Consider the following 24568-nt stretch of genomic DNA (forward strand, 5'->3'; position numbering starts at 1 on the left):
TATTAGATGAGTGAAACAATCTCCTTATTACTGCTGGCGTTCGCTGTAAGTCTCGATAGTTTTAGCACCGGTTTAACTTATGGATTACGAAAAGTGAAAATCCCTACAAAATCAATCAGCATCATATCGATCTGTTCAGCGAGCTCTTTATTGCTGGCGATGTTACTCGGTCAAACCATCGGGTCCATCATCACCCCGGTCTGGGCAGGACGAATCGGCGGACTGATCCTTGTCGTGATCGGCGCAGCTGTTCTCTACCAGTTCTTCAGACCGGAAAAAGAAACGGTACTGTCACATGAAAAAACATTGATCAATTTTGAAATCAAATCCATAGGTTTAGTGATTCAAATATTAAGAAGGCCGCTCACGGCGGACTTTGATAAATCGGGTACGATTACCGGAATCGAGGCATTCATGCTTGGAATCGCCTTGTCACTGGATGCCTTCGGTGCTGGAATCGGTGCCGCGTTATTACATTTCTCGCCACTACTACTATCCCTGGCGATTTTTGCGATGAGCTTCGCGTTCTTATTTTCCGGATTAAAGATGGGGGAATTCTTCTCTCACCTGCGCTGGATTCACCGCGTTTCATTTCTTCCGGGCGTTCTGCTCATCCTGATCGGGATCCTGAGGTTCTAGTGACCGGCGAGTATTGGAAAGGACACAATCATGGCACGTATTATAGGATTAACAGGCGGAATTGCAAGTGGTAAAAGTACAATCTCAACCATGCTACATGAAAAAGGATATACTATAATCGACGCAGACCTCGCAGCCCGTATGGTAGTCGAGGTGGGGCAGCCTGCATATCTGGCGATTGTCGAAGAATTTGGTGAAGGTATCCTCCACAAAAACGATTCGACCATCAATCGCGAAAAACTCGGTGGAATCATCTTTAACTCAGAAGAAAAAAGGAAAGTGCTGAACAGCATCGTGCACCCTGCCGTCAGAAGCATGATGCTCCAGCATAAAGACGAAGCCATCGCGTCCGGCAAAAACACCATCTTCATGGATATACCCTTGCTATTCGAAAGCGACCTCACGTGGATGGTGGAGCGTACACTACTCGTTTACGTAAACGAAGAAACCCAGCTGTCACGCTTAATGGAACGCAATCACTTAAACCGTCAAGACGCAGAAGCGAGGATCGCATCCCAATTCCCACTCAAAGACAAAGTCAACCTCGCCGACGCAGTCATCGACAACAACGGAACACTGAGCGAAACCAAACAGCAGCTTGAATCCCTATTAACAGAATGGGACCTACAACCATAACATCACAAATGACCGACAAGAAACCCTTGTCGGTTTTTTTGTCTAAGAGGATTAGGGGAGCGGAACTCAACCAGCACATGCTCCGAGAGAATGTGTGAATTAAACCTTCAAATCAAGTATGATTCCACCCCACAAAAATATACATACAATAAGCCTATTTGTCAGAATAATAAAACATTAAAAATACGCAAAATACTTATTAACTAATTCTCCAAATATGTTATACTATTTTTAGCAAATAAACATATAAGTATAACATTAATATAGAGGGGAGCCGGATTTATGAAGGCGAAAATTGCAATCAATGGTTTTGGACGTATTGGAAGAATGGTTTTCAGAAAAGCAATATTAGAGGAAAACTTAGAGGTTGTAGCCATTAACGCAAGCTACCCGGCTGAAACGTTAGCACATTTAATAAAGTATGACACAAATCATGGTACATTCCAGGCAGATGTAGTGGTGGAAGATCATGCACTCATCGTCAACGGGAAACGTGTCCTACTATTAAGCAATCGTGATCCTAAAGCATTACCTTGGGATGAACTGAACATCGATATCGTCATCGAAGCGACGGGGAAATTCAATTCAAAGGATAAAGCGAGCCTTCACTTAGAAGCAGGAGCGAAAAAAGTCATCCTGACGGCCCCTGGTAAAAATGAAGACGTTACCATTGTGATGGGTGTAAATGAAAGCGCATTAAATATAGAAGAACACAGCGTCATCTCCAATGCTTCCTGCACAACAAACTGTCTGGCTCCTGTAGCGAAAGTGCTGGATGAGCAGTTCGGAATTGAAAACGGTCTCATGACGACCGTGCACGCTTACACGAATGATCAGAAGAATATCGATAATCCACATAAAGATCTGAGAAGAGCGAGAGCATGCGGCCAATCGATCATCCCGACGACAACGGGTGCTGCAAAAGCATTATCATTAGTGCTTCCTCAACTAAACGGGAAGCTACATGGCATGGCGCTGCGTGTACCGACTCCAAACGTTTCATTAGTGGACCTGGTCGTGGATGTGAAAAGGGACGTAACCGTTGATGAAATCAACGAAGCATTCGTCACGGCATCCCTTGGTTCCCTGCACGGAGTCCTTGAATATACAACAGAACCACTGGTCTCAATTGATTTTAATACAAACCCACATTCTGCCATCATCGACGGCCTGTCCACAATGGTCATGGGCAACCGCAAAGTGAAAGTCCTTGCCTGGTACGACAACGAATGGGGCTACTCATGCCGCGTCGTCGACCTGGTCAAATTCGTCGCCACCAAAATGAACGCCAAACAAGAAGTCAACGTTTGAAAGAACCAACATAAATCATAAAGCAAAACCCTAGAACGTACCTTTATCAGGTGCGTTCTTTTCTTTTTTGCATGTTTAATGAAGTGCAAATATGTGTAGCTATTGAAGTAGCACAGAGTGGATTGTAGCGGAAGGCACTTGACTCCTGCGGGAATAGCGGGAAAGTTGAGACCCCACAGGGCAAAAGCCCGAGGAGGCTCAACTCACGCCCCGCCGGAAAGCAAGTGCCTGCAGCGAAAAGGAACGGTCATAGTTTTTACACTAAACGATTACCTACCCATCTAAAAAACTTTAAAAAAATTTATTGCAAAAGAGTTTTAAACAAAGTATACTATTTTTCGTGAACTTCTTATTAGCAAATGAATACTGATTTAACTACTTAAAGGGTTAGGACCTCTTCGGACTAACTTTCCCCCGTGGTAGTTAAGATTTTGCCAAAGGATACGTTCATTTTGACGAAAAAAATTATGTCAAAGGGGGAAATACGAAAATGGAAACAATGGGTCGTCATGTAATCTCAGAATTATGGGGTTGCGATTTTGAAAAATTAAACGATGTAGTAGGAATTGAGAAAACATTCGTAGATGCTGCGCTTAAATCAGGTGCAGAAGTGCGTGAGGTAGCTTTCCATAAATTTGCTCCTCAAGGTGTGAGTGGAGTTGTGATCATTTCAGAATCACACTTAACGATCCACAGTTTTCCTGAACATGGTTATGCCAGTATTGATGTATATACTTGCGGTGATTTAGATCCAAATATCGCAGCTGAATATATTGCAGATGCTCTTGGTGCTGACACACGCGAAACAATTGAATTACCGCGTGGAATGGGTCCTGTACAAGTGAAGAAGTCCCAGGCTCAAGCCCTTTAATCGATAATAACTCAGAAGAGATGCGTGATTCATGCATCTCTTCTTTTTTTCGTGCGTTCCCACATGCACTTATGGGTTTTTCAATCGTGCCTTTTCGTGTAAAATAAGGGTAACTAAAGGGAGGAACTTGAAATGAGTGGAATACGTACCCTGTTAAAGCGATTTCAATCGGAGTGTGAAACGTCCGATCAGCATGAAGATAAGGAACTGCAATCACGCTATTATAAATCCATGCATCAAGGTGCATTTAATGCAGTGCTGGGATTATTCTCATCGTCAGAGTATGACGTGATCTCCCAGTCAAAGGACAGAGGGGAAATCACGGTCCGGAAAAACGGGACGCCTCAATTATTTATCGTTGCCACGGTCATTACCGTGCGTCCCCTTGAAACGGCAGTCGATTTCAAGGTCAGTGCGGATAAAGGAAAGATCTTTGGTACATACACCGTTTTAAAAGCGCAAATCAACCATTATTATCATCAGCTTGATGGCGAATTGAAAAAAGTGAAATAACGGTAAATCCCAGAGAAGCTTGTGTAAGTTGCAGCTTTTTTATATGATGAAGGTAATAGTATGTAATAACGGAGCTGATATTATGAAATGCCCGTCTTGCCAGCATAATGGTACCCGAGTGGTGGACTCACGACCTGCTGATGAAGGACGTTCCATCAGGAGAAGAAGAGAATGTGAAGAATGTACATTTCGCTTCACGACCTTTGAGAAGGTTGAAGAGCTTCCTTTGATTGTGGTGAAAAAAGAAGGGGTAAGAGAAGAGTTTAGTCGAGAAAAGATTTTGAGGGGACTGATCAAGGCCTGTGAGAAGCGCCCGGTGCCTCTTGAAAGATTAGAAAAGATCTCAACAGATATTGAAAAGGACCTCCGGAACCAAGGGGCCTCTGAAGTAGAATCTGTGAAGATCGGTGAGATGGTCATGGATCACCTTGCGAAAGTTGATGAAGTGGCATATGTCCGTTTTGCATCTGTATATCGACAATTTAAGGATATTAATGTATTTATAGACGAATTAAAAGAATTAATAAAAAAAGAGTAGAAGAATGAGCTGAGGATGGGATTCTTTGGCTCTTTTCTCTTTATTTATTGAAAGGTAGAATCCAACTATGATGAAGAAGCATTGGAATGAAATACAGCCAATCGATCACTACACCGTAGGGACACATGGGATGCTTCAGGAATATGACCGGAAAATCATTACGTTTCTGTACCAGCCTTTAATTGGTTCCGTTTGCTACAGCCTCTACATGAGCCTATGGGGGGAAGTGGAGGAGAATCGGCTCTGGTCGACGGATTCCACCCATTATCATTTGATGAACGTCCTGTCCGTCAATCTTCAGGACGTCTACGAAGCAAGGATGAAGCTCGAGGGGATCGGTTTGTTGAAGGTGTATGAAAAAAGGGATGATGAAGAACGCCGTTTTCTATATGAACTGCAGCCGCCCCTCTCCCCTCAGGAATTCTTTCATGATGGCATGCTGAATGTGTATTTGTACCGTAAGATCGGCCGGACCCATTATTTGCGTTTGAAGAAATTCTTCACGGATGCGTCAGCTGATAAACATCAGTACACCGATATTACCCGATCATTCCAAGATGTCTTCACGTCGGAACCAATTAATTTCCTCCACCATGATGCGAATGTGGATTCGGAAACCGGGTCCGGTGAACAATATATGAAATATGGCAAGAATGATGGACTAGCACTGGACGAAATCGATTTTGATTTTCAGCTGCTGCTGGCGGGGTTATCGGAATCCATGGTGCCGCGCAAAGCCTTTACGCCGAAAGTGAAGGAAACCGTATTGAAGCTGAGCTATCTGTACGGGATCGATCCTCTTCAAATGAAGAATATCGTCTTAAGCTCTCTGGATGCCGATGATACGATCGATATCGAATTGCTGCGTAAAACGGCCCGTGACTGGTACGGTATGCAAACGGGTGATCAACTGCCTGATTTGACAACGAGAGTGGAAACGAAGAAAGCTGTAGAACGGGATCAACCACTTTCACAGGAGGAAGAGCTCATCGACTACCTGGAAACCACCTCGCCGAAGGATGTGTTATCGGACATCTCAAACGGGGGATCTCCTTCCAAGGCTGATCTTCAAGCCGTTGAGGAAGTGCTCATGTCCCAGAAGCTGCCGATCGGAGTTATGAATGTGTTGATTCAATACGTGTTATTGAAAACGGACATGAAGCTGACAAAAGGATACATGGAGAAGATCGCTTCCCATTGGTCCAGGAAAAAGGTTACGTCGGCGAGTGAAGCGATGATACTCGCGAAGAATGAACATAAGCAGTATCTCGAATGGGCTGAAGGCAAGAAGGATACTAAATCGAACAGGCGGAGAAAACCGATCCGCACGGAGAAGCTTCCGGAATGGTTCAAGGAAGACGAATTATCGGAAGAATCCGATACCTCTGCAGAAGGATACGACTTCGAAGCAGAAAAGAAAAAACTTGAAGAAGAGCTTAAAAATTTTCGAAAGTAGGTGAACAAAACGATGGAGAAAATCAATAACACCTTAAAGAGGCTGGCGACTTCCGGGTCATTTCAACAGCGATATGAACAAATGAAAAAAGAGATCTTAGAAAATAATGATGTAAAAGATTTTATCCGCAGGAATGAAGGCCGGGTAACAGGTGAAATGGTCAATGAAAGCCTGATGAAACTGTATGAGTACATCTCTCAAAGCAAGGAGTGCCGGTACTGTCCTTCTTTGCAGGAATGCAAGAATATGATGGAAGGGTATGATCCTCATCTGGTGATCAGGGGGAATACCATCGACATCGATTATCATCGCTGTCCACGGAAGGTCATTCATGATGAAAGAACAAGTGCCCAGCGGCTGATCAAAAGCTTGTATGTCCCGAAGGATATTTTGCAAGCTTCCTTCCAAACCCTCGATCTTGATTCGAAGAGCCGTCTGGAGGCCGTGCGTCTTGCGAAGAATTTCGTAGAGACGTATACAGAAGGGACGAAAATGAAGGGTCTCTATTTCTACGGGAAGTTCGGTGTGGGCAAGTCCTATCTGCTAGGCGCCATGGCCAATGAACTCGCTGAGAAAAAAATCGGATCCCTTATCGTATATGTTCCTGAGTTCTTCAGGGAAATCAAACAATCACTCGGTGATAATACGGTGAATGAAAAGCTGGAAATGGTAAAATCGGCACCGATCCTCATGCTGGATGACATCGGAGCGGAAACCATGTCGAGCTGGGGAAGGGATGAAATCCTCGGCACCATCCTCCAATACCGGATGCTTGAGAATCTGCCGACCTTTTTCACCTCCAACTTCAACTTCAACGAGCTGACCCACCATTTGACGTACAGTCAGCGCGGGGAAGAAGAAAAACTGAAGGCCGCGCGGATCATGGAGCGGATTAAATATTTATCTAAGCCTGTGTTGATTGACGGCAAAAATAGAAGAGAATAGTCTGAAGGAAAGGGAATCGCGTGCGGTTCCCTTTCTTTTTTTGATCACCCAAAAGAATTTCCCTCATCAACTTCTAATTTATACAAGCCTCCCATATATATAAATCAGGGAATTGGGTTTAAGGAGGCGAGAAAGTTTGATTGAATTTATTTTTAAGCAAAAAAATGATGCGGTAAAGCTTCAAGAATACCTCAATAAAGAGTTCATCCAATCATGGTTTCATGAAACGCTCTTTCAACATACAACTCACTATAATCTGACGATAGAGGTTTCCCCCTTCTTCAAGGAGCGGGAAAAACTTTTCAACGGGGTTTCCAAATTCGTCATGAATGATAAATGCATGGACTGGTCCGAATCAGCCTTGAGAGAAAATTATTTGTATGAAGATAGTGATGAAATCAATCAAATATTAGAAATCGTGTCAGAGATGAGGCTGGGGGAACGCCCTGAGTTGATGGAGCTGATCGGCGAATGGGACGAGGCTGAATACGTCCATGAGAGCCTTGAGCTTCTATTGGAAGGGAAGGCACCCATATCATTCGACTCCTTTAGCAAGTTCAGGTTGAAGAAGCTTCAGGAGAGGCTACTGCTGATGCTGGATCTGGCCATAGACGAATATAAGATGGAGCAGGAATATCAGATGTTCGTTCATATGCTCCGGGAATATCTCTCTTCAAGGGAGCAGAAAATGCGCACGGTCCATCTTTACTCGACGGGGTATGGATTTCGTTTCTTTGATGAGGACATGAAAGAAGTGACAAGGCAGGAGCTGACGAAGGCGATCGATAAACGGCTGCTAACCAATCACCCCTTATACGTGGATTCATTCACCATTGCCCCTTTATTATCCCTTGCCCCTGAGAAGATACACGTCTATGGAAATGGGGATCATCAATTGATCCGGACGCTTCAGAATATTTTTGAAGAACGGATCGATCTTCTGCCGTTGAGTTACTTTCCCGACACACTTCTTTATCCTTCGTGGGATATTGCGAATGAATAGGCTTGCTTTTCAAAACATAACCGATTATAATACCTACATAATAAGTCAATAAATAAAGGTTATGATGAGGACAATAATATTTCTATTCATTCACAGAGAGGGAAGCCCTCAAGGCTGCAAGCTTCCTAATTCGGTAGTGATATTTACCACCTCGGAACTTCAATCATGAACGGAACCTTATTCGGTTCACAGTAATGGTTGACGGCTAAATGTCGTTATTCGTTTTTCAATGAAGTCATTGTCTTTAAACCAAGACAATGAGAAGTTGGGTGGAACCACGAGCTTACTTATTAACCTCGTCCCTTCAAACGTGAAGGGGCGGGGTTTTTTATGTTTTATAAAGATATTTCAAGGAGTGAAATCACATGTCAGAAATAGTGAAAATGCAGTTCCCGGATGGAAATGTCAAGGAATTTCCTAAGGGTACGACGACAGAAGAGATTGCTGCGTCCATCAGTCCGGGACTGAAGAAGAAGGCGCTCGCTGGAAAAATAAATGGTGTAATGATCGATCTGCGTACAGGAATTCAGGAAGATGGAGCGATTGAAATCGTGACGGCTCCTTCAACGGATGCCCTTGAAGTCCTTCGTCACAGTACGGCCCATTTAATGGCACAGGCCATCAAACGTTTATATCCTGAAACGAAGCTTGGAATCGGTCCGGTCATTGAAGGTGGATTCTATTACGATATCGATTCAGAGCATACGTTTACGCCAGAGGATCTTCCTGAGATCGAGAAGGAAATGAAGAAGATCACAGGTGAAAACCTGGAAGTGGTCCGTAAAGAAGTCAGCCGCGACGAAGCGCAGAAAATGTATGAGGAAATCGGGGATGAGTACAAGCTTGAACTGCTTGAAGCCATTCCTGAAGGGGAACAGGTTTCCATTTACGAGCAGGGTGAATTCTTCGACCTTTGCCGCGGGGTCCACATCCCGTCAACAAATAAAATCAAAGAATTTAAGCTGTTGAGCATTGCCGGGGCTTACTGGCGTGGTAACAGTGATAATAAAATGCTTCAACGGATTTACGGTACGGCTTTCTTCAAGAAGGAAGACCTTGCAGAGCACCTTCGTCTTTTAGAAGAAGCGAAAGAGCGTGATCACCGTAAAATCGGAAAAGAATTGAACCTGTTCATGAACTCACAAAAGGTGGGACAAGGCTTGCCGATGTGGCTGCCTAAAGGTGCAACGATCCGCCGCATCATCGAGCGTTATATCGTGGATAAAGAAGAGCGTCTGGGCTATGACCACGTCTACACTCCGATCATGGGGAGCGTAGAGCTTTACAAAACAAGCGGTCACTGGGATCACTATCAGGAAAATATGTTCCCGGTCATGGAAATGGATAATGAAGATCTTGTTCTTCGCCCGATGAACTGTCCTCATCATATGATGATTTACAAAAACGGTATCCACAGCTACCGTGAGCTTCCGATCCGTATCGCCGAGCTTGGTACGATGCACCGTTATGAATTATCAGGCGCCCTGTCTGGACTTCAGCGTGTACGCGGGATGACTCTGAATGATGCTCATATCTTCGTGCGTCCGGATCAGATCAAGGAAGAATTCAAACGTGTCGTACGCCTCGTTCAGGAAGTGTACAAAGACTTTGATCTGAATGACTATTCCTTCCGTCTTTCGTACCGTGATCCTGAAGATACAGAGAAGTACTTCGATGACGATGAAATGTGGAACCGTGCTCAAGGTATGATCAAGGAAGCGATGGATGAACTGGACGTTGAGTACTTCGAAGCAGAAGGGGAAGCGGCATTCTACGGCCCTAAACTGGACGTTCAAGTGAAAACGGCCCTTGGGAAGGAAGAAACGTTATCCACTGTTCAACTGGACTTCTTACTTCCAGAGCGCTTTGACTTAACATACGTAGGGGAAGACGGCAAGCAGCACCGTCCTGTCGTGATTCACCGTGGGGTCGTATCCACTATGGAACGCTTCGTTGCCTTCCTGATCGAGGAATACAAAGGAGCTTTCCCGACTTGGCTCGCTCCAACGCAGGTTCAGGTGATCCCGGTTTCTCCTGATGTCCACTTCGACTACGCAAAAGAAGTGAAAGAAAAGCTACAGGCTGAAGGACTGCGTGTGGAAATCGATGACCGCAATGAAAAAATCGGCTACAAAATCCGTGAGTCTCAGATGAGCAAAGTCCCTTATATGCTCGTCGTGGGAGACAATGAAATCAAGGAAACAGCTGTCAACGTCCGTAAATACGGAGAGCAGAAATCCGAAACCATCTCCCTTGACGAATTCATCGGCCACATCACAAAAGAAGCGAATCGCTAAAATTAGAAGAGGGACGGACCTCCAAATGGTCATTGTGGTTTACCATAATGTATCCGTTGGAGGTCCGTCCCTCCCCAATTAATTTCAAAAAAACTGTTGCACTCTCCTTATATGTCTGATATTATGAAATACGTTGTGATATTAAATGATTATTTGACAGCGGTATTGTCATGTGATATAGTATCTAAGGTGAATTGAATACAGTTTGGTACAAGTAGGAGCTACCCGCTTCTCACCTGAATAACGCGTTTAAAGCTGTTACCAGGTATGTGATTGACTATTAAAGCCATTTATATATGCTTAATAATCAGGTGCGGGTGTTTCGACACTCGCATCTTTTTTTGTGTCTTGGACATGGAAAAAGGAAGCGGGAGCGTCGGCCAAAGCCGTGTATTCTTTTAATAAACCTTGGAGGTGGCTAATTATTAGCAAAGACATGATTTTAAACGAAACGATTCGTGCCCGTGAAGTACGTCTTATCGATCAAAACGGTGAGCAACTTGGGATCAAAACCAAGAATGAAGCTCTTGAAATCGCTGAACGTGTAAATCTTGATCTTGTTCTGGTTGCTCCAAATGCAAAACCACCCGTTGCTCGTATCATGGACTACGGTAAGTTTAAGTTTGAACAACAGAAGAAAGACAAAGAAGCACGTAAGAATCAGAAGATCATCAATCTTAAAGAGGTGCGTCTAAGCCCGACGATTGATGAGCATGATTTCAACACCAAGCTTCGTAACGCTCGTAAGTTCCTTGAAAAAGGAGACAAAGTTAAAGCGTCAATCCGATTTAAAGGTCGTGCGATTACGCACAAAGAAATTGGTCAACGCGTTCTGGATCGCTTCAGTGATGAGTGTAAAGATGTAGCAACCGTTGAATCAAAACCGAAAATGGATGGTCGCAGTATGTTCTTGGTGCTTGCACCAGTCAACGAAAAATAAAGGACCCGAGGAGGAAAAGCATCATGCCAAAAATGAAAACTCACCGCGGCTCAGCTAAGCGTTTCAAGAAAACAGGTTCTGGTAAACTTAAACGTTCACACGCTTACACAAGCCACTTATTCGCAAACAAATCTACTAAAGCAAAGCGTAAGCTACGTAAAGCGGCTGTTGTCTCTAAAGGAGATTTCAAACGCATTCGTCATATGCTTGACAACCTAAAATAAGAAGTATTAGAAACAGGAGGGAATTATTATGCCACGCGTAAAAGGCGGAACAGTAACACGCAGACGTCGTAAAAAAGTTCTTAAATTAGCCAAAGGTTATTTCGGTTCAAAACATACTTTATATAAAGTAGCAAATCAACAAGTCATGAAATCATACATGTATGCTTATCGTGACCGTCGCCAAAAGAAACGTGATTTCCGTAAACTATGGATCACACGTATCAATGCGGCTGCACGTATGAACGGTCTTTCTTACAGCCGTTTAATGCACGGATTGAAGCTTGCTGGTATCGAAGTAAACCGCAAAATGCTTGCTGAGCTTGCGATTTCTGACGAAAAAGCATTCAACCAATTAGCTGACGCTGCTAAAGCTCAACTAAACAAATAATATACTGCTGACTGAGTCAGCAGACAAAAAGGACTGGCCCCTGGCCGGTCCTTTCTTATATCAATCACTATAGAAAGCAGGTAGAACTCATGGATGCATTAACAGGGATCTTATATCTTTATGTCGTCATCATCAATATCATCGGCTTTACGGTCATGGGGAGAGATAAACGGAAAGCGGAGCGGCATGAATACCGCATCAGCGAGCGGGTCCTGTGGCAGGTCGCCATTGTGGGGCAGCGTCGGGGCGTATATGGGGATGAAGGTGTTCAGGCATAAAACGAAACACAAAGCGTTTGCCATCGGCTTCCCATTGCTTGTCATCGTCCACTGTGTGCTGTTCATCTGGCTGAGCGCGAATCTGTGACATCAAAGTTTTCATTCTTTAACCCGTCTTTCATACATACTATATAAAGAGGGGTTGTAGAAACAGCTTAGAATAGCAGAAGGAGGTCGCATAAGCCATGGACGAACGGTTGGTTGCTGCATTCGCCCTGATGGAAGCAAGCGGATATATGGCTCCTGTTCTGTTTATCGTATTTCACATTCTGAGGCAGTTTCTGTTCATTCCTGTCGCCCTTGTCTGTATGGCGGGAGGGGTTCTGTTCGGAAGTCTCTTCGGCACTCTGTATTCGTTGATCGGATTAACGCTCTTATCTGTCACTTTTTATTTTGTCATCAAAAGTTTCAAATCGTTTTATGAAAAACTCCTGAGGCTGAAAGAAAAGTGGTTCGGCCGGAATGCCACCCTTACCACAGGGCAGATTGCGGTTCTCAGGTTGATTCCCTTTGTCCATTACCAGCTCTTGAATCTTTGCCTGCTCGAGCGGAAGAAGGAACTCAAGCCCTTCATTCGCGCCTCCCTTCTTTCCAATATTCCCCTGGCGTTTTTCTATACGGTATTCGGCCAATACATCAAACAATTTTCCCCGCCCATTCTCGTCATGATTTTCATCGCACTCATCGTCCTCTTTTACCTTTTAAGAGAAAAAGTCAGAGTCATTCAATGGAGAGAGTTTTTTCCGGGTAAATAAAAATGAAAACGACCAGCTCTGCTAGTCGTTTTTTTGTTGTGGTTTTTGAAGGAATTCGTGAATCGGACTTTTCCAGTCGAGTTTGGCATTCGGGTATCTTTCTTTGATTTCGTTCTGGAGGTATTCGAAATCCTCCCGGGTAAGGCCCTTTAATGAGGAAACATGTTTGGTCCATACGAATATGGAAACCACATCGAATGCCTTCTCCGTTGCCCCAAGATATTTTTCCCCTTCAAATCGTACACCCTTGTACGTTATGTGAAAGTTTTTCCGGACATTTTCCTGATCATCTAGAAAATAGAAACGTTTCTGCTCCTGGGCAAGCTCCAGTTTTCGCTTTGGGTTGATAATGTATTTCACGCTGCTGTATAAAAGATAAAGAATAAGGATCAAAAGCACTAACCGAATAAGCCAAAGCATAACCATTACCTCCATAGGCATATTTCTTCCACTATTATTTACGGTTAAATCAGAAAAAGGTTTCATATTATTATAAATTTGTTTAAAAATTTGTCATACTAAAAGGGTGTGTAATAAATAAAGGCATCGAAGGGGAGATATCACAATGAATATTGAAACATTATTGGACATGCAGAAGAAGCTTGATCAGCATATCGAAGAGGAACACGGCCTGGAACAAGAAGATCTGATCGACAAAAAAATCCTTGCCCTCCTGGTTGAGGTAGGTGAACTGGCCAATGAAACGAGAAGCTTTAAGTTCTGGAGTACGAAACCTTCTTCATCAAAGGATGTAATCCTTGAAGAATTTGTGGACGGGGTCCATTTCATCCTGTCACTGGGGATCGAAATCGGCATTCAACAATTCGATATAGGGGAGACGAATTATACGAATGAAGATGTGACAAAGCAATTCATGGAAGTTTTCAAATATGCCAACCATTTTGCGGAAGAGCGTTCCGTTGAACATTTCCAGGAGTTATTCAGGCATTACGTGTACCTTGGCGAACTGCTCGGATTCACCCATGAAGAAGTGTTCGATGCGTATGTGAAGAAAAATGAAGTGAATTATAATCGTCAAAAAGAAGGATATTAATGCATGATAGTAAAGAAGATTCAGGAAATTTTGATGAATCACACAGGTTTTAGTATAATGAAAAGGTAAAACAATATTTAGGGGGTCGAAACAATGGCAAAATTAGATGAAACATTGACAATGCTCAAAGATTTAACCGATGCCAAAGGTGTACCGGGCAATGAGAGAGAAGTACGGGAAGTCATGAAAAAATACATAGAGCCATTTGCGGATGAAGTGACGACAGATAACCTGGGGAGTCTGATCGCGAAAAAAGTGGGCGATGAAAACGGCCCTAAAATCATGGTGGCGGGACATCTTGATGAAGTAGGTTTCATGATCACACAGATCGACAGCAAAGGGTTCCTTCGCTTTCAAACCGTAGGTGGCTGGTGGTCACAGGTCATGCTTGCCCAGCGTGTGACGATTGTGACGAGCCAAGGGGAAGTGACAGGTGTGATCGGTTCCAAGCCGCCGCATATCCTGCCTCCGGAAGCACGCAAAAAGCCCGTCGACATCAAAGATATGTTCATTGATATCGGTGCGTCAAGCCGTGAAGAAGTACAGGAATGGGGAGTGAAACCGGGAGATATGGTGGTCCCTCATTTCGAATTCACGGTGATGAACAACGAGAAGATGCTCCTGGCGAAAGCATGGGATAACCGCATCGGATGTGCGATTGCCATCGATGTACTAAGAAACCTGAAGGATGCGAGTCATCCGAACGTCGTATATGGAGTCGGTACCGTACAGGAAGAGGTCGGCCTTCGTGGTGCGAGAACGGCTGCTGCCAAGATTCAGCCTGATATCGGCTTTGGTGTGGATGTTGGAATCGCCGGGGACACACCTGGTGTTTCTGATAAGGAAGCGTCAAGCAAGATGGGTGAAGGTCCACAGATCATTTTATATGATGCTTCCATGGTTTCCCATAAGGGACTTCGCGACTTTGTGACGGATACAGCGGATGAGCATAACATTCCGTATCAATTCGATGCCATCGCAGGAGGTGGAACGGATTCAGGCGCGATCCATTTGACAGCCAATGGAGTTCCCGCCTTATCCATCACCATTGCGACACGCTATATCCACTCACATGCAGCCATGTTGCATCGTGATGATTACGATAACGCCGTTAAATTGATTACAGAAGTGATCAAGAAGCTCGACAGCGACACTGTGGCAAAGATTACGTTTGATTGATTGCAGTGAAAGAGACCCTTTTGAATCAGGGTCTCTTTATTTTGTCCTTATTTAAACGTCATTTCTTTCGAAGAGGTCATATCGGCATCAATCGTCTTTTTGATGATGCGGATCGCACTTTCATTGTCTTCTTCGGTTTCTGATGCCATGCAGTCCTGCGGAATCGACATGTCATATTCCCTCATATAGGCATCATTGGCGGTATACAGGACGCAGATGTCACCAGCGATCCCTGTTAGAATCAGATGCTTCACATCCAGCTGATGAAGGAGGATATCAAGCTGTGTCCCGAAAAAACAGGAGTGCTTCGGTTTGATGATGAAAAAATCGTCTGTATCGGGATGGAGTTTTTCGATTACGTCTTTGCCTTTCCCTTTTTTGCATTTCTCTATGATATCATTCATATTGTCCTGCCATAGGCCGTAATTGTCATTCACATATATGACCGGCAACCCGGCTTCCTTCGCTTTCTTCTTCAAGTCCCGAATGTTTCCTACGATGTTCATGGTGTTTTCGTATAAATCTTCTCCACCCTGGAAATCAAACGTATTAATCATATCGATGATTAATAATGCGCTTTTCTCCTGACTCATACCGTTGTCTCCCCTTTCATTTCCTTATGTATGTTGTATTACCACTGAAGGAGACAGACTAAAACCATCCAGGGTAATGTAATTCATTCCCAATAAACAAGGGCAACCCTATTCAGGATTGCCCTTGTCTTTATTGCATTTGCTGCTGCTGCAATGATTCCTCTAATGTTTCAAGGACCATTTTCTGTTCCTGGGGATCGGCGTTTTGCCAGAAGACTTCAAGGAGTACACCGAGACCTGGAAGGGTTTTTTCTTCCCCTCCCTGGATGGCATCGACAATGGTGTCTCTCAATTCGTCCTGGTTGTTTCCAGATACATTGTGTATGATCGCTTTTCGTAAGTTAAGATTCATCATGCATTTCTCCTTTTTGCTAGGATGAGGAATTCATTGTTATCTTGTCTCAAATTGAATTTATTATGTAGGAAAGTTAAGGTATAATGAGACCTTGAATAGTAATCAAAAGGAGCGGATACGATTGAAGTATATTCAATCCTCGAAAAATCCTGTTGTGAAGCAGTGGAAGAAATTATTGACGAAAAAAGAACGGGATCTTACCCGTACATATATCATTGAAGGATTTCATCTTGTGGAAGAAGCTTTGAAGCAGGAGGATACGGTCCTTGAGCTGATCCAGGTGGAAGGAATCGATATCCCCCAGAAATGGACGGTGGACTCGGTTCCCATCACTATGGTGTCGGATGAAGTAGGGAAAACCCTCGCTGATACCGAGACCTCTCAAGGGATCTTTGCAATTTGCAGGCAAAAGGAAGATGAGCATGACCCCGAAAAGGCAGCAACATTCATGCTGCTCGACGGTCTCCAGGATCCGGGCAATATCGGCACGATCATCCGCACAGCCGATGCAGCGGGAATCGATATGGTCGTGCTGGGTAAAGGGACGGTGGACCCTTATAATCCGAAAGTATTACGATCGGCACAGGGAAGCCACTTCCATATCCCGATTGTCAGAAAAGAACTGCCTGAAACCATTTCATCCCTGAAAGAGCGCAGCATCCCCGTGTACGGGACGGCTCTTGAAAACGGAGTGGAGTACACGTCGATCAGCCCGCAATCTTCCTATGCCCTCATCGTAGGGAATGAGGGGAACGGCATGTCTCGGGACCTGTTAAAGGAAACCGACCGGAACCTCTACATCCCCATTTACGGTAAGAGTGAATCATTGAATGTGGCCATTGCGGCAGGCATTTTATTGTACTATTTTAAAAATGGGCAGTGAATTTCGTGAAAAGGTTTGAATTATGCCATGAAATTCACTATAATAATGCACATATAACTTAAAAAACGTTGAAAGAGGAAAGTAACACATGACCTTCTTCAAGGGAGAGAATGCCCTGGACTGTAAGCATTCTTAAGAAAACATGATGTGAACATTTCACCTCTCGAGTTGGCATCGGGACCATTCCACGAGTGAATGTAAAGATGCTCCGGCATAAGCCGTTATCCGAATGAAGTGAGTAGATCCCCCTGTGGATATGCTTATAAGGGTGGTACCGCGATCTAAACCTCGTCCCTTTTTGGGATGGGGTTTTTTTATTTGTTTAAAAACCAATCCAACGAAACATTCGGACGATATACATTAAAGGAGGAAGAACAATGGAGGACAAATTACGATCCCTTCAACAAGAAGCCATCGAAAAAGTGAACGAAGCACAAGACCTGAAAGAACTGAACAACATCCGCGTTGCTTACTTAGGGAAAAAAGGACCTGTCACCGAAGCCTTAAAAGGCATGGGGAAACTTTCAGCAGAAGAGCGTCCTAAAATGGGGGCACTTGCCAATGAAGTCCGTGGAGCAATCACCGAAACCATCGAAGCAAAGCAGGCTGTTCTTGAAAAAGAAGCGGTCCAAAAGAAGCTTCAATCTGAAACGATCGATGTCACGTTACCTGGCCGTCCCGTGAAAAAAGGGAATCACCATCCCCTGACGATGATCGTGGAAGAAATCGAAGACCTCTTCATCGGCATGGGCTACACGGTTGCTGAAGGACCGGAAGTGGAGAAGGACTATTATAATTTCGAAGCCTTGAACCTCCCTAAAGGACATCCGGCACGTGACATGCAGGATTCTTTCTATATTACAGAAGAAACCCTTCTGCGTACCCACACGTCACCGGTTCAGGCAAGAACGATGGAACGGGCCAAAGGAAAGGGTCCCATCAAGATCATCTGTCCTGGTAAAGTGTACCGACGTGATACGGATGACGCAACACATTCACACCAATTCACTCAGATCGAAGGCCTTGTCATCGACGAAAACATCCGTATGAGTGATTTGAAAGGGACGCTGAATGTATTTGCCAAGAAAATGTTCGGTGAAGACCGTGAAATTCGCTTGCGCCCGAGCTTCTTCCCATTCACAGAGCCTTCTGTCGAGATGGATATTTCATGTAAGATCTGTGGAGGAAAAGGTTGTCGTGTATGTAAAGGAACGGGCTGGATCGAAATTCTCGGCGCAGGGATGGTTCATCCGAATGTCCTTGAAATGGCTGGATTCGATTCGGAGAAATATACAGGTTTCGCCTTCGGTATGGGACCAGAGCGTATCGCCATGCTGAAATACGGCATCGATGACATCCGTCATTTCTACACAAACGATACTCGCTTTGTGACACAGTTCGGAACACAAGAGTAAAGAAAAACGATAGGGAGGTACTAACACATGTTTGTTTCATATAAATGGTTAGAAAATTATGTAGACCTGTCAGGTGTCACACCTGAAGAGTTGGCAGAAAAGATTACAAGAAGCGGGATCGAAGTCGAAGGTGTCGAACGGATCGGCGAAGAGATCAAAAATGTGGTCGTCGGCCATGTCCTGCAGTGTGAACCGCATCCCGCTGCGGATAAATTAAATAAATGCCAGGTGGACACAGGGGAAGAAGAGCCTGTCCAAATCATTTGCGGGGCACCAAACGTGGCAAAAGGCCAAAAGGTGGCCGTCGCGAAAGTAGGGGCGGTACTTCCTGGTAACTTCAAAATCAAAAAAGCCAAACTCCGTGGCGAAGCATCCCACGGAATGATCTGCTCCCTTCAAGAGCTTGGAGTCGAAGGAAAGCTCGTACCGAAAGAGCATGCAGACGGAATCTATGTATTCAGTGATGATGCCGAGGTAGGCAGAAATGCAGTTGAATTATTAAACCTGGATGATGCAATCCTCGAACTGGGATTGACACCCAATCGTTCAGATTGCTTAAGCATGCTGGGAGTGGCGTATGAAGTCGCCGCCATCCTGGACCGTGACGTAAAGCTTCCTGCATCCGAAGTGTCAGAAGGTAACGGAAAAGCGTCGGATTATATTTCGGTAAAAGTAGAAGCGAAAGAAGATAATCCTCTATACGGGGCCAAAATCATCAAGAATGTCAAAATCGGACCATCTCCACTTTGGATGCAGAATGCACTGATTTCAGCCGGGATCCGTCCACATAATAACGTAGTCGACATTACAAACTACGTACTGTTGGAATACGGTCAGCCTCTTCACGCTTTCGACTACGACCGCCTCTGTTCAAAGGAAATCCTTGTTCGCCGTGCAAACGACGGCGAAACATTCGTGACCCTGGATGATGCGGAAAGGACATTATCAAGCAGCCAGCTTGTGATTACGAACGGGACTGAACCCGTTGCCCTTGCCGGCGTGATGGGTGGAGCGAATTCAGAAGTCCAGAACGATACGACCACTGTTCTTCTTGAAGCAGCATATTTCACCGGTGCCATTGTCAGAGGTGCATCGAAAGACCACGGACTTAGAAGCGAAGCCAGCACCCGTTATGAAAAAGGCGTGGATCCGAATCGTGTCCTGAAAGCCGGGGAAAGAGCGGCTGAACTGATGGCTGAATATGCCGGAGGGGAAGTTCTCGAGGGCACTGTTTTATTCAATGAATTGGACGTAGAGCCAGTAAAAGTGGAAATTACGCTAGAAAAAATCAATTCTTCACTTGGAACAGACATTTCCGTTGAAACAGTGGAAGATATCTTCCGCCGACTTCAATTTGATGCAGAAGTAAATGGCGAAACATTCGTCGTAACGGCTCCTACAAGAAGAGGGGATATCACCATCCCTGAAGATCTACTGGAAGAAGTGGCCCGCCTTTACGGGTATGACAATCTTCCAATGACACTTCCAGAAGGAGAGGCAACACCAGGTGGCCTTTCGAATCACCAGCTGAAGCGCCGTACGGTCCGCCGTTATCTGGAAGGAGCGGGACTCCTGCAGGCGATCACGTATTCATTGACAAACGACAAGAAAGCAAGCCTTTATGCACTGGACGCAAGGGAACCTGTCCGCTTATTGATGCCGATGAGTGAAGAACGCAGCAACCTTCGTTTAAGCATCATTCCACAGCTTCTTGAAGTGGTTTCATATAACAAAGCCCGTCAAAATGATTCTCTTGCCTTTTATGAAGTAGGATCCGTCTTCTTAACGGAAACAGGCGAAGAACTTCCACAGGAAGAAGAGCATATTGCAGGAGCGCTGACCGGCCTGTGGCACCAGCACCCTTGGCAAGGCGAGAAAAAGCCTGTCGACTTCTATGTGGCCAAAGGGATCCTTGAAGGTATGTTCGAAGAAATCGGTGTATCAGAAGCCATCTCATTCCGTCAGGCAACCGTAGATGGCATGCACCCTGGACGTACGGCTGAGATCCTGCTGGACAACGAAGTGATCGGTTTCGTCGGAGCGATCCATCCGGAAGCGGAAAAAGAATTGGACCTGAACGAAACGTATGTGTTCGAGCTGAAGGCATCACCTGTCTTCCATTATGAAAAGCCGGCATTAAGCTACACGCCGATCCCTCGCCATCCATCGATCACACGGGATATCGCCCTTGTAGTGAACACGGATGTGAAAGCCGGGGACCTGGCATCCATCATCAAAGAAGCAGGAGGAAAACTTCTGAAAGAAGTCTCCGTCTTTGATCTGTATGAAGGCGAGCATATGGAAGCAGGCAAGAAATCACTTGCGTTCTCCCTGAAATACTTCGATCCGGCCAAAACATTGACTGATGAAGAAGTGGTGAAAGTGCATGATGGGGTACTTGCAGCCGTGAAAGAAAAAGCAGGAGCCGAATTGAGAGGATAATTCGACTTGTGAAGAGAGGTGTCAGACATTGGTCTGACATCTTTTTTTGTGTGGTGGGCTCGTAAACAAAAAACCCCACCGGTACAACCAGTGGGGCCATCCTCATTTCCTCGCCAATCTCATCGCCTTTTCACTATTCGCAAAATGCCATTTCGTCATCGCTTTCAAGTCCTCAATGCCTTTTCGTTTGATGATCTTCGCCGCTGCCACATCCACGTGTTTTCCGGCGCCTTTCGGTATTTCCACGCCTGCTTTTGCACTCAGCTTGTCCATTTCTTTTAAGAATGCGTAGCGTGCGATGATTGATGCCGCTGCGACGGCGAGATGGATGCTTTCGCCTTTTGTGCTGAAGTATACCCGTTCCCGTTGGATTTTCGATTGGGCGGCGATGTGTTTGAAATATGTATTCTTTTCGACGAACTGATCGATCAAGATGCCTTCGGGTTGTTCCGGTGCCATCTTATCCAGCAGGTTCAGTATGGCTTTGTTATGAAGGAGTGCTTTCATCTTACCCTGGGTCATTCCTTTTGCCTGCATCTCATTGTATTTCGGGTTGTGGAGAATGAGCAGTGAATAGGGAATGGTGGAAATCAGATCCCGTGCAATACTGATGATTTGAGGGTCGGATAAGTTTTTGGAATCCTTGACCCCAAGCTCTTTCATAAGTGGGATCTGCTCTTTTTTTACGTAGGCGCTCACCACGGTGATCGGGCCGAAGAAGTCTCCTGTCCCCACTTCGTCAGAACCGATGACGGACCAATTCGCGAAATTTTCGGGGAGGTTGGCAGTCCCTTTGGAAGCGGATTTTACCTTGGCCGGGACGCTGCTTCCCCACCGGCTTGCCTCACCTTCCCCGTTTGCCCCTTGAAACATCACTTTGCCGGATTTGTAGGCGGTGATGGTACAGCCTGATGGTTTTGCGACAAAGATTGCCCCCGGCGGCAGTTTTTCGACTAATGCATGTTTGTAATGATTTTTCATTTTCTCGATGGTATCTTTCGTTGTTTGTATGACGGTATTGGCCAAGTTTCTCTCTCCTTATGACAAATTTCTTGAATTTAATAAAAAATGTGAGCGTATATGACAAATTCCTTCCATAATCAAAAGACTTCATGGTATGATTATGTGTAGGATTCTTATGAATGGGGGGCTTTCAGGTTGTCTGAAGAACAAAAAAATCGCACCACGGTGGACATATATGGTCAACAGTATACGATTGTTGGGACTGAATCAACAAGTCAAATCCGATACGTTTGTTCTAAAGTGGATGACAAAATGAGAGAAATCAACTCCATGAATCCATCTCTCGACACAAGCAGGCTTGCGGTCTTGACGGCTGTCAATGCCGTGAATGATTATCTCAAACTTCTGGAAAAGTTTGAAGAGCTTGAACGGGAAATTAAACGATTAAAGGATTGAATAAAGATGTTGGACTTAGCGTTGTTGGTCATCCTGGTGATAGGGTTTTTAATAGGTTTAAAACGTGGATTCATCCTGCAGGTCATCCACATTTTCGGATTTATCGTTTCTTTCATTGTAGCATACATATACTATGATCAGCTTGCACCTAAATTAACTTTATGGATTCCTTATCCTGTATTGGACGAGCAATCCACGTTGAATATGATTTTTGAATCGACCCATCTGGATCAGGCATATTACCGTGTAATCGCGTTTGCAATGATTTTCTTCGCAGTGCGCATCATTCTTCAAATCATTGGATCGATGCTTGACTTTGTCGCCCATCTTCCACTATTGAAGCAGCTGAATGTTCTTGGCGGCGGGATACTCGGTTTTGTTGAATCCTATTTAATGATATTCATTCTTTTATATATTGCGGTATTATTGCCGATCGAGTCGGTTCAGACATTCATCAATAACTCATTCATTGCTCAAGCGATGGTGAAACATACTCCTGTTTTCTCCGATATGGTGAAATCCTGGTGGATTGAATATGTAGCCTGAAAAAGGGCTGACTATAAGTATGCAACTTAAACTCGTTAGGGAAGCCATTAACGATTTGTTCATCTTATAAGTCAGTCTTTTTTCTTTTTCTGCCATTTTTGCTACTATATAATTGGAGACGTTCTGTATTTCTAAAGGAACGTGGATAATTCTATGATTGTAGGTGAATCCCTTGAATAAAAAAGATATTATAAAATTATTAGAAAACATTGCGATATATATGGAATTGAAAGGCGAGAATTCGTTTAAAACATCAGCCTACCGAAAAGCGGCATCGGCCCTTGAAAATGATGACCGGAGCCTCCAGGAAATCAGCGACTTCACGAAGCTCTCTGGGATCGGCAAAGGGACGGCCTCCGTTATTGAAGAGTACATAAATGAAGGAACATCTTCTGTTCTTGAAGGGCTGAAGGAAGAAGTGCCGAAGGGGTTAATCCCTCTTTTGCAATTGCCGGGTCTTGGAGGGAAGAAAATCGCGAAGCTGTACAGTGAGCTTGGGGTCGAAAGTATAGAGGACCTGGAAGAAGCGTGTAAAGAGAATAGAGTACAGGCACTTGCAGGCTTCGGAAAAAAGACCGAAGAAAAGATCCTTGCTTCCATTGAACAGGTTGGGAAAAGACCGGACCGGCTTCCTATTGGCTTTATGATGGGCATCGCGGAGGAAATAGAAGGCTATCTTTCTGAAATAGACAGTATCGGAACGTATTCGAGAGCGGGAAGCTTACGTAGGATGAGAGAAACCATTAAAGACCTGGATTTCATCATCTCCACAGAGCACCCGGAAAAGGTGAAGGAAGGGCTTCTGAAGTTGCCGAATATCGTTGAGACGATTGCAGCCGGGGACACGAAGGTATCATTGACCCTCCAGTACCATTGGGATGTGAGCATCGATTTTCGCATCGTGAAGCCTGAAGAATTTGCCACAACCCTGCATCATTTCACGGGATCGAAGGATCATAACGTCCGTATGCGCCAGCTTGCCAAAGAACGCGGAGAGAAGATCAGTGAATATGGCGTGGAGAACAGTGAAACGGGTGAAGTGAAGACCTTCGATTCCGAAGAAGCATTTTATCATCACTTCGACCTTCCGTGGATCCCGCCCGAGCTCAGGGAAGATGGAAAAGAAGTGGAGGAGTTCAAGGGGGATTATTCCCTCCTCACCTTGAAGGATATAAAGGGCGATCTTCACATGCACTCCACATGGTCCGACGGTGCCTATTCCATTGAAGAGATGGTGGAGGCTTGCCGTGCCAAGGGGTATCAATATATGGCGATCACAGACCATTCCCAGTATTTACGGGTCGCGAACGGCCTTACTCCCGAACGGTTGGTGAAGCAGATCAATGAAATAAAGGAACTGAATAAGAAGTATGATGATATCGAAATCCTCTCAGGGATCGAGATGGATATTCTTCCTGACGGTACCCTGGACTATGATGATGACCTATTGAAGAGAGTAGATCTCGTCATTGCTTCCATTCATTCAAGCTTCTCCCAGCCCCGTGAAAAAATCATGGAGAGACTGAAGACGGCATTGGAAAGTGCCCATGTGGATATCATCGCCCATCCTACGGGCAGGATCATCGGCAGGCGGGAAGGGTATGACGTCGATATGGACCTTCTTATCCAATTGGCGAAAGAAACCGGTACGGCCCTTGAACTGAATGCCAATCCGAATCGTCTGGATCTGTCTGCTGAAAACATCCGAAAAGCACAGGAGCAGGGTGTGAAGCTCGTCATCAACACGGACGCCCACAGTATCGATCACCTGGAGTTTATGGAAGTGGGTGTCGGTACGGCACGTAAAGGGTGGATCAAGAAAGATACGGTCATCAATACATGGGATAAAAATAAGTTCATACAATACATTAAGCGAAACTGATAAAAG

General features: G+C 44.8%; 26 protein-coding genes, 1 pseudogene and 2 other annotated features. Of the genes and pseudogenes, 23 read left to right on the plus strand and 4 right to left on the minus strand.

Annotation, left to right across the window (positions count from 1 at the left end; genetic code table 11):
- Nucleotides 1–6 precede the first annotated feature (6 nt).
- The 15 genes and pseudogenes from ytaF (at nucleotide 7) to ATG71_RS11175 (ending at nucleotide 12794) form a co-directional block, all read left to right on the plus strand.
- Complete coding sequence (ytaF, locus tag ATG71_RS11105) at nucleotides 7–639, plus strand: sporulation membrane protein YtaF (protein ID WP_098439661.1); 633 nt, start codon at nucleotides 7–9, stop codon at nucleotides 637–639.
- 30 nt (nucleotides 640–669) lie between these two features.
- Nucleotides 670–1275: a dephospho-CoA kinase gene (gene coaE / locus ATG71_RS11110; protein ID WP_098439662.1), complete on the plus strand. Its 606-nt coding sequence runs from the start codon at nucleotides 670–672 to the stop codon at nucleotides 1273–1275.
- Nucleotides 1276–1557: 282 nt separating this feature from the next.
- The gene (locus ATG71_RS11115; RefSeq protein WP_098439663.1) at nucleotides 1558–2586 is read left to right on the plus strand and encodes a glyceraldehyde-3-phosphate dehydrogenase; all 1029 of its coding nucleotides are present in this window, start codon (nucleotides 1558–1560) and stop codon (nucleotides 2584–2586) included.
- A 490-nt stretch (nucleotides 2587–3076) separates the two neighbouring features.
- Nucleotides 3077–3457, plus strand: a complete 381-nt coding sequence (speD, locus tag ATG71_RS11120; RefSeq protein ID WP_034756998.1) for an adenosylmethionine decarboxylase — start codon at nucleotides 3077–3079, stop codon at nucleotides 3455–3457.
- Nucleotides 3458–3589: 132 nt separating this feature from the next.
- Nucleotides 3590–3970, plus strand: coding sequence for a cytosolic protein (locus ATG71_RS11125; RefSeq protein WP_098439664.1), 381 nt, complete (start codon nucleotides 3590–3592; stop codon nucleotides 3968–3970).
- An 82-nt stretch (nucleotides 3971–4052) separates the two neighbouring features.
- A complete protein-coding gene (gene nrdR, locus ATG71_RS11130; protein WP_034757001.1) occupies nucleotides 4053–4508 on the plus strand; it encodes a transcriptional regulator NrdR in 456 nt (151 codons plus the stop codon).
- A 70-nt stretch (nucleotides 4509–4578) separates the two neighbouring features.
- A complete protein-coding gene (locus tag ATG71_RS11135; RefSeq protein ID WP_098441798.1) occupies nucleotides 4579–5964 on the plus strand; it encodes a replication initiation and membrane attachment family protein in 1386 nt (461 codons plus the stop codon).
- Nucleotides 5965–5976: 12 nt separating this feature from the next.
- The gene (gene dnaI / locus ATG71_RS11140) at nucleotides 5977–6909 is read left to right on the plus strand and encodes a primosomal protein DnaI (protein WP_098439665.1); all 933 of its coding nucleotides are present in this window, start codon (nucleotides 5977–5979) and stop codon (nucleotides 6907–6909) included.
- Nucleotides 6910–7045: 136 nt separating this feature from the next.
- Nucleotides 7046–7912 carry a sporulation protein YtxC gene (ytxC, locus tag ATG71_RS11145; protein WP_098439666.1) on the plus strand — a complete coding sequence of 289 codons (867 nt, stop codon included), beginning with the start codon at nucleotides 7046–7048 and terminating at the stop codon, nucleotides 7910–7912.
- 365 nt (nucleotides 7913–8277) lie between these two features.
- The gene (gene thrS / locus ATG71_RS11150) at nucleotides 8278–10209 is read left to right on the plus strand and encodes a threonine--tRNA ligase (protein WP_098439667.1); all 1932 of its coding nucleotides are present in this window, start codon (nucleotides 8278–8280) and stop codon (nucleotides 10207–10209) included.
- Between the two features lie 206 nt (nucleotides 10210–10415).
- Nucleotides 10416–10556, plus strand: a sequence feature (ribosomal protein L20 leader region).
- A 74-nt stretch (nucleotides 10557–10630) separates the two neighbouring features.
- Complete coding sequence (infC, locus tag ATG71_RS11155; RefSeq protein WP_179886644.1) at nucleotides 10631–11149, plus strand: translation initiation factor IF-3; 519 nt, start codon at nucleotides 10631–10633, stop codon at nucleotides 11147–11149.
- Between the two features lie 23 nt (nucleotides 11150–11172).
- Nucleotides 11173–11373: a 50S ribosomal protein L35 gene (gene rpmI, locus ATG71_RS11160; RefSeq protein WP_032087387.1), complete on the plus strand. Its 201-nt coding sequence runs from the start codon at nucleotides 11173–11175 to the stop codon at nucleotides 11371–11373.
- 28 nt (nucleotides 11374–11401) lie between these two features.
- Complete coding sequence (gene rplT, locus ATG71_RS11165; RefSeq protein WP_034757014.1) at nucleotides 11402–11761, plus strand: 50S ribosomal protein L20; 360 nt, start codon at nucleotides 11402–11404, stop codon at nucleotides 11759–11761.
- 155 nt (nucleotides 11762–11916) lie between these two features.
- Nucleotides 11917–11998: pseudogene (locus ATG71_RS24095) on the plus strand (DUF1294 domain-containing protein); the annotation flags it as partial.
- Between the two features lie 226 nt (nucleotides 11999–12224).
- Nucleotides 12225–12794: a TVP38/TMEM64 family protein gene (locus tag ATG71_RS11175; protein WP_098439668.1), complete on the plus strand. Its 570-nt coding sequence runs from the start codon at nucleotides 12225–12227 to the stop codon at nucleotides 12792–12794.
- A 21-nt stretch (nucleotides 12795–12815) separates the two neighbouring features.
- Here ATG71_RS11175 and ATG71_RS11180 read toward each other — a convergent pair whose 3' ends face one another.
- The gene (locus tag ATG71_RS11180) at nucleotides 12816–13214 is read right to left on the minus strand and encodes a sigma-w pathway protein ysdB (protein ID WP_098439669.1); all 399 of its coding nucleotides are present in this window, start codon (nucleotides 13212–13214) and stop codon (nucleotides 12816–12818) included.
- A 145-nt stretch (nucleotides 13215–13359) separates the two neighbouring features.
- Here ATG71_RS11180 and ATG71_RS11185 point away from each other — a divergent pair, with 145 nt between their 5' ends.
- Nucleotides 13360–13848: a dUTP diphosphatase gene (locus ATG71_RS11185; RefSeq protein WP_098439670.1), complete on the plus strand. Its 489-nt coding sequence runs from the start codon at nucleotides 13360–13362 to the stop codon at nucleotides 13846–13848.
- Between the two features lie 93 nt (nucleotides 13849–13941).
- Nucleotides 13942–15027: a M42 family metallopeptidase gene (locus tag ATG71_RS11190; protein WP_098439671.1), complete on the plus strand. Its 1086-nt coding sequence runs from the start codon at nucleotides 13942–13944 to the stop codon at nucleotides 15025–15027.
- Nucleotides 15028–15074: 47 nt separating this feature from the next.
- On the opposite strand, the gene ATG71_RS11195 is transcribed toward ATG71_RS11190, so the two are convergent.
- Both ATG71_RS11195 and sspI read right to left on the minus strand, forming a co-directional pair.
- A complete protein-coding gene (locus tag ATG71_RS11195; RefSeq protein ID WP_098439672.1) occupies nucleotides 15075–15620 on the minus strand; it encodes a cysteine hydrolase family protein in 546 nt (181 codons plus the stop codon).
- A gap of 130 nt (nucleotides 15621–15750) precedes the next feature.
- Nucleotides 15751–15972: a small acid-soluble spore protein SspI gene (gene sspI, locus ATG71_RS11200; RefSeq protein WP_060671009.1), complete on the minus strand. Its 222-nt coding sequence runs from the start codon at nucleotides 15970–15972 to the stop codon at nucleotides 15751–15753.
- 124 nt (nucleotides 15973–16096) lie between these two features.
- Between sspI and ATG71_RS11205 the strand changes: the two genes are divergently transcribed.
- The 3 genes from ATG71_RS11205 to pheT all read left to right on the plus strand — a co-directional run bounded on the left by ATG71_RS11205 (nucleotide 16097) and on the right by pheT (nucleotide 20715).
- Complete coding sequence (locus ATG71_RS11205) at nucleotides 16097–16858, plus strand: TrmH family RNA methyltransferase (RefSeq protein ID WP_098439673.1); 762 nt, start codon at nucleotides 16097–16099, stop codon at nucleotides 16856–16858.
- A gap of 59 nt (nucleotides 16859–16917) precedes the next feature.
- Nucleotides 16918–17157, plus strand: a binding site (T-box leader).
- Between the two features lie 78 nt (nucleotides 17158–17235).
- Nucleotides 17236–18273 carry a phenylalanine--tRNA ligase subunit alpha gene (gene pheS, locus ATG71_RS11210; protein WP_098439674.1) on the plus strand — a complete coding sequence of 346 codons (1038 nt, stop codon included), beginning with the start codon at nucleotides 17236–17238 and terminating at the stop codon, nucleotides 18271–18273.
- Between the two features lie 27 nt (nucleotides 18274–18300).
- A complete protein-coding gene (gene pheT / locus ATG71_RS11215) occupies nucleotides 18301–20715 on the plus strand; it encodes a phenylalanine--tRNA ligase subunit beta (RefSeq protein ID WP_098439675.1) in 2415 nt (804 codons plus the stop codon).
- A 102-nt stretch (nucleotides 20716–20817) separates the two neighbouring features.
- On the opposite strand, the gene rnhC is transcribed toward pheT, so the two are convergent.
- Nucleotides 20818–21741, minus strand: a complete 924-nt coding sequence (rnhC, locus tag ATG71_RS11220) for a ribonuclease HIII (RefSeq protein WP_098439676.1) — start codon at nucleotides 21739–21741, stop codon at nucleotides 20818–20820.
- Nucleotides 21742–21873: 132 nt separating this feature from the next.
- On the opposite strand from rnhC, the gene zapA reads away from it, so the two are divergent.
- The 3 genes from zapA (at nucleotide 21874) to polX (ending at nucleotide 24562) form a co-directional block, all read left to right on the plus strand.
- Nucleotides 21874–22134: a cell division protein ZapA gene (gene zapA, locus ATG71_RS11225; protein WP_098439677.1), complete on the plus strand. Its 261-nt coding sequence runs from the start codon at nucleotides 21874–21876 to the stop codon at nucleotides 22132–22134.
- Between the two features lie 6 nt (nucleotides 22135–22140).
- Nucleotides 22141–22680 (plus strand): CvpA family protein, encoded by a 540-nt coding sequence (locus tag ATG71_RS11230; protein WP_034757049.1) that lies wholly within the window; start codon nucleotides 22141–22143, stop codon nucleotides 22678–22680.
- A 172-nt stretch (nucleotides 22681–22852) separates the two neighbouring features.
- On the plus strand, nucleotides 22853–24562 hold the full coding sequence (gene polX / locus ATG71_RS11235; RefSeq protein WP_098439678.1) for a DNA polymerase/3'-5' exonuclease PolX: 1710 nt from the start codon (nucleotides 22853–22855) through the stop codon (nucleotides 24560–24562).
- The last annotated feature ends 6 nt before the right edge of the window (nucleotides 24563–24568 follow it).

Source organism: Bacillus sp. es.034 (assembly GCF_002563655.1).
GTDB lineage: Bacteria > Bacillota > Bacilli > Bacillales > Bacillaceae_B > Rossellomorea.

Bases quoted from the DNA above. Each gene is read 5' to 3' on its own strand.
- ytaF (WP_098439661.1), top strand. From the start codon at position 7: ATGAGTGAAACAATCTCCTTATTACTGCTGGCGTTCGCTGTAAGTCTC.
- coaE (WP_098439662.1), top strand. From the start codon at position 670: ATGGCACGTATTATAGGATTAACAGGCGGAATTGCAAGTGGTAAAAGT.
- ATG71_RS11115 (WP_098439663.1), top strand. From the start codon at position 1,558: ATGAAGGCGAAAATTGCAATCAATGGTTTTGGACGTATTGGAAGAATG.
- speD (WP_034756998.1), top strand. From the start codon at position 3,077: ATGGAAACAATGGGTCGTCATGTAATCTCAGAATTATGGGGTTGCGAT.
- ATG71_RS11125 (WP_098439664.1), top strand. From the start codon at position 3,590: ATGAGTGGAATACGTACCCTGTTAAAGCGATTTCAATCGGAGTGTGAA.
- nrdR (WP_034757001.1), top strand. From the start codon at position 4,053: ATGAAATGCCCGTCTTGCCAGCATAATGGTACCCGAGTGGTGGACTCA.
- ATG71_RS11135 (WP_098441798.1), top strand. From the start codon at position 4,579: ATGAAGAAGCATTGGAATGAAATACAGCCAATCGATCACTACACCGTA.
- dnaI (WP_098439665.1), top strand. From the start codon at position 5,977: ATGGAGAAAATCAATAACACCTTAAAGAGGCTGGCGACTTCCGGGTCA.
- thrS (WP_098439667.1), top strand. From the start codon at position 8,278: ATGTCAGAAATAGTGAAAATGCAGTTCCCGGATGGAAATGTCAAGGAA.
- rpmI (WP_032087387.1), top strand. From the start codon at position 11,173: ATGCCAAAAATGAAAACTCACCGCGGCTCAGCTAAGCGTTTCAAGAAA.
- rplT (WP_034757014.1), top strand. From the start codon at position 11,402: ATGCCACGCGTAAAAGGCGGAACAGTAACACGCAGACGTCGTAAAAAA.
- ATG71_RS11175 (WP_098439668.1), top strand. From the start codon at position 12,225: ATGGACGAACGGTTGGTTGCTGCATTCGCCCTGATGGAAGCAAGCGGA.
- ATG71_RS11180 (WP_098439669.1), bottom strand. From the start codon at position 13,214: ATGCTTTGGCTTATTCGGTTAGTGCTTTTGATCCTTATTCTTTATCTT.
- ATG71_RS11185 (WP_098439670.1), top strand. From the start codon at position 13,360: ATGAATATTGAAACATTATTGGACATGCAGAAGAAGCTTGATCAGCAT.
- ATG71_RS11190 (WP_098439671.1), top strand. From the start codon at position 13,942: ATGGCAAAATTAGATGAAACATTGACAATGCTCAAAGATTTAACCGAT.
- ATG71_RS11195 (WP_098439672.1), bottom strand. From the start codon at position 15,620: ATGAGTCAGGAGAAAAGCGCATTATTAATCATCGATATGATTAATACG.
- sspI (WP_060671009.1), bottom strand. From the start codon at position 15,972: ATGAATCTTAACTTACGAAAAGCGATCATACACAATGTATCTGGAAAC.
- pheS (WP_098439674.1), top strand. From the start codon at position 17,236: ATGGAGGACAAATTACGATCCCTTCAACAAGAAGCCATCGAAAAAGTG.
- pheT (WP_098439675.1), top strand. From the start codon at position 18,301: ATGTTTGTTTCATATAAATGGTTAGAAAATTATGTAGACCTGTCAGGT.
- ATG71_RS11230 (WP_034757049.1), top strand. From the start codon at position 22,141: ATGTTGGACTTAGCGTTGTTGGTCATCCTGGTGATAGGGTTTTTAATA.